Origin of the sequence: Thermococcus sp. (assembly GCF_027012695.1) — an archaeon.
Lineage (GTDB): Archaea > Methanobacteriota_B > Thermococci > Thermococcales > Thermococcaceae > Thermococcus.
In genome coordinates this window covers 1-8,170 of sequence record NZ_JALUYR010000069.1, presented here as the reverse complement: position 1 = coordinate 8,170, position 8,170 = coordinate 1, and the positions used below count along the sequence as shown (strand labels likewise).

The following is an 8,170-nucleotide window of genomic DNA, read 5'->3' as shown; positions in this document are numbered from 1 at the left end:
AACTTCACCCACTCGATCTTGTAGTAGACCACGTCGTTGTCCTCATCAACGACGGCCATGATCATGTTCTTCCTGACGCCGTGGGCCACCCTAACCCGCGCCGTTATATCGTTCGGGGAGAAGCGCAGGTTCTCCGGAACCACCCACACGAGCCACTGGGAGTGCTCGTCCATCCCCCTCCTGTAAACGCGGAAGTGGGAGCCGAATTTTAAAGCCGATTTCACGATATAACCCCTGTCACGCAGATCGGTGTAGACGAGCAGCTTTATGTCGAACTGATCGTCCCTTTTTCTTCCAAGCTCAACCAGATCCTGAAAGGACAGCTCCCTCTCACCATCGAAGACCCTTATCCTGCCCTTCTCCAGCAGGTAGGCGGCCTCAATGAGGGAAAGAAACAGCTTTCCGTTAACCACCTCACCGAAGTAGCGCTTGTTGTAGAGCTGGTTGAGGGCTTTCTCTCTATCGCTGAAGACCCTATCCCCGCTGAGGTAAAAGACTATCGGTTCTTTCAATTCCTTCCACCCCATTCGTCCGCCGGGAGGAGCATGTAGTAGGCATCCTCTCCGTCGGCGTAGTAGCCGATTACTCTCTTTATTTTCCTGAAGCCAAGACTCTCGTAAAGCTTTATGGCCCGCTCATTGCTCACACGGACCTCCAGACCGATGTACCTTGCCCCCCTGTTTATGAGCCTTTCGATAACTTCCGTCAGAAGGGCCGAGCCTATGCCGTTGCCCCGGTAGGAAGGGTCAACCGCTATGCTCATTATGTGTCCCTCGAGGTCCGGACGGAGATAGGCCATTACGTATCCGATGACCCTGCCCCCGTACTCGGCGACGAGGAAGGTCTCCGGATTGTTCTCAAGGAAGGTCAGGAAAATTCCCCTCGGGTACTCCTCCCGGAAGGACTCGCGCTCTATCCTGACAACGGCCGGGATGTCGAAGAGCCTCGCGGGTCTCACTACAACCATGGCTAAGGGTAGCCTACCGGCGGGTCCTATTGACAGGCTCATGGCCGAAACTACACATCAACTCTTTTAAGGATTGAGGAGAAAGATGGGTAGCACATGATGAGCACTCTCGAATCTGACCGCGGGGATGATGACCGGATTCCTGGCTGATTTTTTCCACAACGGGCAAAAGGGAAAGAAGTCAGGAGGGTTACGAAGCCGAGGCCACAAAACCCGTCAGCAGCTCGGCGTAGCCAGAGTCAAGGCCCTCCATGTAGGCCGAGACCTTGGTTCCGGTTTTCCAGCGATCCTTCCCGGCGAGGACTATGACAACCTGTCCGCTGCCCCAGACGTCCGCCTTGACGAAGATGCCTCTTTCACTGCTCCTCACGGCGTTCTGCTCCTTCAGGGAGAGCACCTGTCTCACGTAGGTTCCAACTCCGTCATAGGCATCCGGGCCGCCGAGGATGACGATTATCCTGGAATCCTTGTATGTCTCAAACTCGTCCGCGGTCACGCGCCTGGCCTTGAGTCCAAGGGCCTCGAGCTGCCCCTGGAGGAGTTTGCCCTTTATCCCCCAGTCTATGTCGTTCGCCAGAATCACTACCTCCGGAGTTTCCGGCTGAGTGTGGGTCATGCTCCAATCAACGAGCTTCTTCAGGACGTCGAACTCCTCCTTACCTCCTGCCTCGAGCTCGAGAGAAACGTAGGCAGACCGATAATCACCATCCCCGGTCAGTACTGCCCCGCTGTAATCCACGGTTCTTGCCAGAAGACGGGGATAACGATCCCTGACCGCCAGGAGGAACCTGAGTTTCTCCAGATAACCTCTTTCGGGTTTGAATTCCGTCCGCTTTCCCCCCCATTCAACGGTAACACTACTGTCCAAGATACTGGCCTTTGCCACAATCTCCTGGAGGGTGAGGGATACAGCCGCCGAGATGTTGAAGCTCCTACCGGTCAGGTTTCCGATAACCTCTTCCATGAGTAGGAGTCTCTTGGGATGTTCATCCGAGAACCGCAGGAGACTCCTCCTGGCGATACCGAGGGCAGACTCGGGGAGAACGTACTGCCAGCCGACCGCCGTCGAGACATTTATCTCCAGCCTTTTCCCTTCGGGAAGCAGAAAGGGGTAGCCCGTGCTGACGTTGGGGATCGCAACGGGGACGTCGCTCATGTTGAGGGCACCCCTTATGACCATTGCCAGCTGGAGCGGTTCCATGCGGAGCATCGAGGCGACGCTGACGTTTCCCGGGGTTCCTATGTGTCCAGGATTGGTCGAGTCCAGCAGAGTGCCGGCTGTGACTATCAGCCCCGCGCCGGTGGAGTGGAGGTAATCGTTGAGCGCCCCTGTTTCTCCTCCGTTCAGTCCCCAGCAGGGAACCCAGAGGTTTGAGAGTACAACCGCTTCCGGCCGGAACTCCTCAAGAAGTGCCGGGAGCTCCCTGGGGGGGACTATTCTGAGGTCGTAGTGTTCGGCGAGAAACTCCCAGTGGTGTTCAGCTATCATGGATCCTGCACCCCGTTCAAGGGGTTTGATCTTATCCTCAACGTCCGAGAGGTTGTAGTGGTACCTCTCGCGGGAGGCCTTCAGCTGGAGTTCCACCGAGGCAAGGGAACGCAGGAGGGAGATTGCCTCCACTGAAGGATCAACGACGAGAACCCTCTTCCCGGAGGGGTTGATCACGTAGTAGGTGTACACCGGACTGCGGGAGGTGTGGTTCTCCACGTCCGTTGCCTCCACGAAGAAATCCACTCTGGTCCCGGCCTCCGCCCCGGGTATCGTAAACCGGCGGTAGAAGACGTAGAAGTCCTGTGTTTCGCCATAGAATCTAGCCCGGATTGATTGTATAATCGGGTTTTCGGGCGGCTTCTTCAGAAACGCCTCGCGCCACCGACCTCCATTCAGGCGGTAGTAGGCGTGGATCCCCCCGTTGATGTCTACACCGTAGTCGTCGGCTACCATGAAGTAGACCGTGTACTCCGAGTTGGGCTTCACCGCAAGGCCATCCGGAAAGTTGCCCACTATTATGAGAGGGGGCTTTGGTTCGGCCACTATTATCGCGGACCCAACGGCCGGTAGAAGCGCCACGAGGAGCAGCAGAGAGACGAGTACCGCGGTGAGTTTCCCCATACGATCACCGGTGTAGTTGGGACCTCAAACTATTTATCCTTTCCCGCCCGAAAGGTTTAAACGCCTGGACAAATAATCCGGCCCCATGAGGAAGTGGCTTCCGTCCCTGGCACTGCTCTCCCTGATCTCGCTCTTTCTCGGGGTCTACGTGGGGTCTGTGAACGTTAGTCCTGGCGAAATAACCTCGGGTATAGCCTACGGTATAAAATCGGCCCTCTCCAGCGTTTTTCATGGAGTAAACCCTGGGGAGAAGCCAAAGTACTTCGTTATAGTCTGGGAGATCCGCCTTCCACGGGTTCTGCTGGCATATCTCGTCGGACTAAGCCTCGCCAGCGCGGGTGTTGCCAGCCAGGCACTCTTCAGGAACCCCCTCGCGGACCCCTACATCATAGGCATAAGCGCCGGGGCCGGACTTGGTGCGGCCCTGGCTTCCGTCTATTTACCCTCTCACATGGGACTTGCGGCCCTCGTTTCTGCGGTACTGTCCGTTATCGTGGTCTACTCGATTTCGAAGGTTGACGGGAAAGTGCCGGTGGACACCCTCCTGCTGGCCGGGATAGCCTTCGGCTTCCTCTCGAGTGCGGCAACGTGGTACATCCTCCTGACCCACCAGGACAGGGCAACGCTAACATGGATGTGGCTCATGGGGACCTTCAACGGCGCCGACTGGGACGACGTCCTCGAGATGGCTGTCGTATCGGGCATCGGTATCGGCTTTCTGGCAGGGAAGTGGCGCGAGCTGAACCTGGTCCTCCTGGGAGAGGAGAGCATAGCCCTCGGCCTTGACCTCCACCTCTACAGGAAGCTGTTCATCGGTGTCATAACCCTGCTCACGGCCTTCTCGGTCTCGACGGCCGGGATAATCGGCTTTATCGGACTCATGGGGCCCCACATAATGAGGTTCATCATGGGGCCAAATCACAGGGAGCTGACCCCAGCGAGTGCCCTCTTCGGCGGCGTTCTCCTTGTAATCGCCGACCTCTTAGCGAGAACACTTGCGAGACCGACGGAGCTGCCAGTGGGCATAATAACCGCCCTCATGGGTGCGCCCTTCTTCCTCTACCTCCTGATGAAGCACAAGAGGGGGGAGCTGTACTCATGATGCTTGAGGTGAGCATGTCCTTTTCCTACGGTGAAAGGGAGATCCTCAGGAACGTCGAGTTCAAAGCGGAGAAGGGCAAGCTCCTCGCGATAATCGGACCGAACGGTGCAGGAAAGAGTACCCTCCTGAAGGCCATGGTGGGGATTCTCGAACCGCGAGGAAGCGTCAGGCTCGATGGAAAAGACCTGATTGGAATGAAACCCCGCGAGAGGGCGAAGATGATAACCTACGTGCCACAGAGCTCCTTCCCGGAGTTCGCCTTCACCATCGAGGAGTTCGTCGAGATGGGAGCCTACACCACGAGGGGCGACGTCGAGAGCGCTTTAAAGCGCGTCGGCCTCTGGGAAAGACGAAAAGAACCCATCACGAGCCTCTCAGGTGGAGAGTACCAGTTAGCGCTCATGGCGAGGGCTTTAGCCCAGGGGAGCGGAGCAATACTACTCGACGAGCCGACGAGCCACCTCGACATAAACCACGCCCTCATGGTGATGGAGCTCCTGGCCGAGCTGAAGGAGGAGAAGATCATCATAGCCGTCCTCCACGACCTGAATCTGGCCCTCCGCTACGCGGACAGGCTTATGCTCCTCCACCGCGGGAGAAAACACTGGGAAGGAAAGCCGGAAGAGCTGAAACCCGGTGTCCTCGAGGAGGTCTACGGGATAAAAACGAGGCTGGTTGAGATAGATGGCCACAGGGTCGTCCTGCCCGAGCCAGCAAAGGTTTAAAACGTGGCGCGAGGATTAATGCTGGGGTGAGAAACATGGAGGAGAAGAAGACAGGTACCACCACCGTGGGAATAAAGGCCAGGGACGGCGTCGTTCTGGCCGCTGATACTCAGGCCTCCCTCGGCCACATGGTCGAGACGCTCAACATAAGGAAGATAGTCCCCATAACCGACAGGATAGCTATAACCACCGCCGGAAGCGTCGGCGACGTCCAGGCGCTGGCGAGAATGCTCGAGGCCCACGCCCGCTACTACCAGTTCACATGGGGAAGACCGATCACCGCGAAGGCGATGGCGCACCTCCTCAGCAACATCCTCAACGAGAACAAGTGGTTCCCCTACATGGTGCAGATCATAATCGGCGGCCACGTTGACGAGCCCACTCTGGCGAACCTCGACCCCCTCGGAGGGCTGATCTTCGACGACTATACCGCGACCGGCTCAGGAAGCCCCTTCGCGATAGCCGTCCTGGAGGAGGGTTTTGAGAAGAACATGAGCGTTGAAGAAGCGAAAGAGCTCGCGGTGAGGGCCGTTAGAACCGCTGGAAAGCGCGATGTATACACCGGTGACAGGAAGGTGCAGGTGGTCGTCATAACAGGTGACGGCATGAGGGAGGAGTTCGTTGAGTTCAGCGAGTGATTTCTTCAATTTCCATGAGGGTTTTTCCCATGGGAGGGAGCAGGGGACTCCTTGCTGTGGTTCTCGCCGGCCTTCTGGCGCTGTCTCTCTACGCGGCGGTCGAGCTGAACCGCAATCCAGAGACAATTCTCGATCAGGTCGACGAAATACTCGCCCAGGTCCAAGAGATAAGGGGGCTGACCTTTAAGGAACCGCCCCAGATAATCGTAATAACCAGGGCAAAGGCCCTCGAGATGTGGAAGCCCGGCAAACCCGACCTAGAGAGGCTCCGCAGGGAGGAGCTGATATACAAGATGACCCTCCTCCTACCCCCGGATTACCGATACATCAAGGAGGAAGAAAAAAGGAGCGCCGGCTGGATAGCCGTTACAGTGGGGAACACAATTTACATAATCCGGGAAAACTTCGTAAGGGATCCTGCGACTGCAAAGCGGACGATAGCCCATGAGCTTACGCATGTCCTCCAGAAGCAGTGGTTCAACGCACGCTATGGGGCCAACACCACCGACGGAACCCTCGCGGTTCGGGCTTTGGTGGAGGGCGACGCCGATCTCGTGGCCGACATCTACTGCCGGAGGAACGGAATACCGATTCATAGGATAAGGTCGCTCAGCGGCGACCCGCTCACCGACGTCCACATATTTCCCTACGTCTTCGGCGAGGGGTTCGTTGGATACCTATACGACAGGGGAAACTGGACTCTCGTGAACGATGCTTATTCTCGCTACCCCGGAACCACCCTCGAGGTCATGGAACCGGAGCTCTACCTCCACAACTTCTCGTCACTCGCTGTCAGCCTTTCACCACCCAACGGTTCCCAGATTCTACGGAACGATAGAATGGGAGCGTTCTACGTCTACGTCCTCCTCAGGGACGTTGCAAAGCTCGATAACGAGACCTCATGGGAAGTCTCTACCGCGTGGCTCGGTGACAGGCTCATCCTCGCGAAGACGAGCGACGGCTACGCCCTCCTCTGGAAGGTCGTTTTCTCCAGCGAGAAGGCCGCGGAGGAGTTAGGGAAGGCCCTCGAAGAGCTCTCCGCGGACAACGATTACGCCGAGAGGAGTGTAACCATCGCTGAAAATACAGTTCTGCTAACGGCCACAAGGAGGGAGTGAGGTGAAGCTCAGGTGTCCAATCTGCGGGAGGGAATACGATAGGCCCGTGCAGAGGTGCGAGTGCAACGAACCTGTCGAGTTCGAACTCTTAAATGGCGAGCCCTACATAGGCAAAACCATCTGGGAGAGGTTCTACGACTTCTGGCCCGTTGAACCTGCCCTCGAGCTTTCTCTTGGAGAAGGTGACACGCCGCTGATAAAATCCAAGCTCGGTGAGGAACTCGGCGTAAGGCTCTACCTCAAGAACGAGACCGTAAATCCCACATGGAGCTTTAAAGACAGGGGAACGTTTCTGGCTATGAGTTACGCCCTAAAGGCCGGCTACAAAACCGTCGGAACGGTCTCCACAGGAAACATGGCGGCGAGCGTTTCAGCCTATGCCTCTCGCTTTGGCCTCAATGCCAAAATCCTCGTTTCTGAAAGCGCTAGCAATGAAAAGCTCAAGGCCGTCTCCGTCTACGGGGCCGACGTGATAAGGGTCAAAGGCGACTACGGAAGGCTTTACTTCGAGAGCCTGAAGCTGGGAGAAAGTCTAGGAATTTATTTCATGAACTCGGACAACCCGTTCCGCGTTGAGGGCTACAAGGGCATAGCCTTCGAGATAGCCGAGGAGGTAACGCCGGATTACGTCCTAATTCCAACAAGCTCCGGCGGTCTATTCAGGGGCGTGGCGAAGGGCTTCATCGAGCTAAAAGAGAGCGGACTCATCGAGGAACTCCCGACTCTGGTTGCAGTTCAGGCGGAAGGCTGTTCCCCGATATGCAGGGCGTTCAAAGAGGGAAAAGAAAAAATCGAGCGCTTTGAAAGGCCAAAAACGATAGCAAAGGCCATAGCAAACCCCTATCCACCGAGCGGGAACGCGGTTCTGAAGCTCCTAAGGGAGTTCGGCTGGCTCTGTGTTGCGGTGAGCGACGACAAAATCAGGGAGGCCCAGAGAAAGCTCGCGGGAGAAGGCCTCTTCGTCCAGCCGGCGAGCGCCACCGGGATTGCCGCTTTGAGAAAGCTCGTCGAAAAGGGAAGGATTGAGGAGGGAGCGAAGGTCGTTTCGATTCTCACAGGTTCGGGATTGAGGACCCTCTCCCAAGCCAAAGGGGGAACGATAAGGGAGTGTCCCCTTGAAAGCCTTGAAAACTGCCTGAGGTGATCCCGATGCTCGTCGGAATCGGTCTGATGCCCCACGGGAACCCGGTCCTGGAGCCTCCCGACGAAGAAACGAAAAAGCTGGCGGAGGTTTTGAAAGACATCGGAAAGGCCTTCGCAAACGTTGACTCCTACGTCCTGATAAGCCCGCACAACGTCAGAATGAGCGACCATCTTGGAGTGGTTATGGCGGAAAACCTGGTTTCATGGCTCAGCTTTGAGGGAAAGGAACTGCCTGGTGAGTGGAAAACCGATAGGGAGCTGGCCGAGAAAATCTACAGGGCCGAGAAGAGCGCGGGGATTCCGGTGGTGGATTTGAACTTTGCCTCGCTCCGCGGGGAGTACTCCCGGTGGCCGTTGAGCTGGG

8 protein-coding genes and 1 pseudogene are annotated in these 8,170 nt (G+C 56.9%); 6 read left to right on the top strand and 3 right to left on the bottom strand.

Features of this window, described 5'->3' with window-relative positions:
• The 3 genes from endA to MV985_RS05905 form a co-directional block, all read right to left on the bottom strand.
• On the bottom strand, positions 1–512 hold a 512-nt coding region (gene endA / locus MV985_RS05915), incomplete at its 3' end, for a tRNA-intron lyase (protein ID WP_297464294.1).
• On the bottom strand, positions 509–1,009 hold the full coding sequence (rimI, locus tag MV985_RS05910; protein ID WP_297464290.1) for a ribosomal protein S18-alanine N-acetyltransferase: 501 nt from the start codon (positions 1,007–1,009) through the stop codon (positions 509–511). The genes endA and rimI, both read right to left, overlap by 4 nt.
• Positions 1,010–1,157: 148 nt before the next feature.
• Positions 1,158–3,080: a hypothetical protein gene (locus MV985_RS05905; protein ID WP_297464288.1), complete on the bottom strand. Its 1,923-nt coding sequence runs from the start codon at positions 3,078–3,080 to the stop codon at positions 1,158–1,160.
• Positions 3,081–3,165: 85 nt separating this feature from the next.
• Between MV985_RS05905 and MV985_RS05900 the strand changes: the two genes are divergently transcribed.
• The 6 genes and pseudogenes from MV985_RS05900 to MV985_RS05875 form a co-directional block, all read left to right on the top strand.
• The gene (locus MV985_RS05900; protein WP_297464286.1) at positions 3,166–4,182 is read left to right on the top strand and encodes an iron ABC transporter permease; all 1,017 of its coding nucleotides are present in this window, start codon (positions 3,166–3,168) and stop codon (positions 4,180–4,182) included.
• Positions 4,179–4,907: an ABC transporter ATP-binding protein gene (locus MV985_RS05895; protein ID WP_297464284.1), complete on the top strand. Its 729-nt coding sequence runs from the start codon at positions 4,179–4,181 to the stop codon at positions 4,905–4,907. Before MV985_RS05900 ends, MV985_RS05895 begins: the two co-directional genes overlap by 4 nt.
• 35 nt (positions 4,908–4,942) lie before the next feature.
• Positions 4,943–5,545, top strand: coding sequence for an archaeal proteasome endopeptidase complex subunit beta (gene psmB / locus MV985_RS05890; protein WP_297464292.1), 603 nt, complete (start codon positions 4,943–4,945; stop codon positions 5,543–5,545).
• A gap of 29 nt (positions 5,546–5,574) precedes the next feature.
• Positions 5,575–6,663 carry a DUF4157 domain-containing protein gene (locus MV985_RS05885; protein WP_297464283.1) on the top strand — a complete coding sequence of 363 codons (1,089 nt, stop codon included), beginning with the start codon at positions 5,575–5,577 and terminating at the stop codon, positions 6,661–6,663.
• Position 6,664: 1 nt separating this feature from the next.
• Positions 6,665–7,807, top strand: coding sequence for a threonine synthase (gene thrC, locus MV985_RS05880; RefSeq protein WP_297464281.1), 1,143 nt, complete (start codon positions 6,665–6,667; stop codon positions 7,805–7,807).
• A gap of 5 nt (positions 7,808–7,812) precedes the next feature.
• Positions 7,813–8,170: pseudogene (locus tag MV985_RS05875) on the top strand (extradiol dioxygenase); the annotation flags it as partial.

Bases quoted from the DNA above. Each gene is read 5' to 3' on its own strand.
- psmB (WP_297464292.1), top strand. From the start codon at position 4,943: ATGGAGGAGAAGAAGACAGGTACCACCACCGTGGGAATAAAGGCCAGG.
- MV985_RS05885 (WP_297464283.1), top strand. From the start codon at position 5,575: ATGGGAGGGAGCAGGGGACTCCTTGCTGTGGTTCTCGCCGGCCTTCTG.
- rimI (WP_297464290.1), bottom strand. From the start codon at position 1,009: ATGAGCCTGTCAATAGGACCCGCCGGTAGGCTACCCTTAGCCATGGTT.
- MV985_RS05895 (WP_297464284.1), top strand. From the start codon at position 4,179: ATGATGCTTGAGGTGAGCATGTCCTTTTCCTACGGTGAAAGGGAGATC.
- MV985_RS05905 (WP_297464288.1), bottom strand. From the start codon at position 3,080: ATGGGGAAACTCACCGCGGTACTCGTCTCTCTGCTGCTCCTCGTGGCG.
- MV985_RS05900 (WP_297464286.1), top strand. From the start codon at position 3,166: ATGAGGAAGTGGCTTCCGTCCCTGGCACTGCTCTCCCTGATCTCGCTC.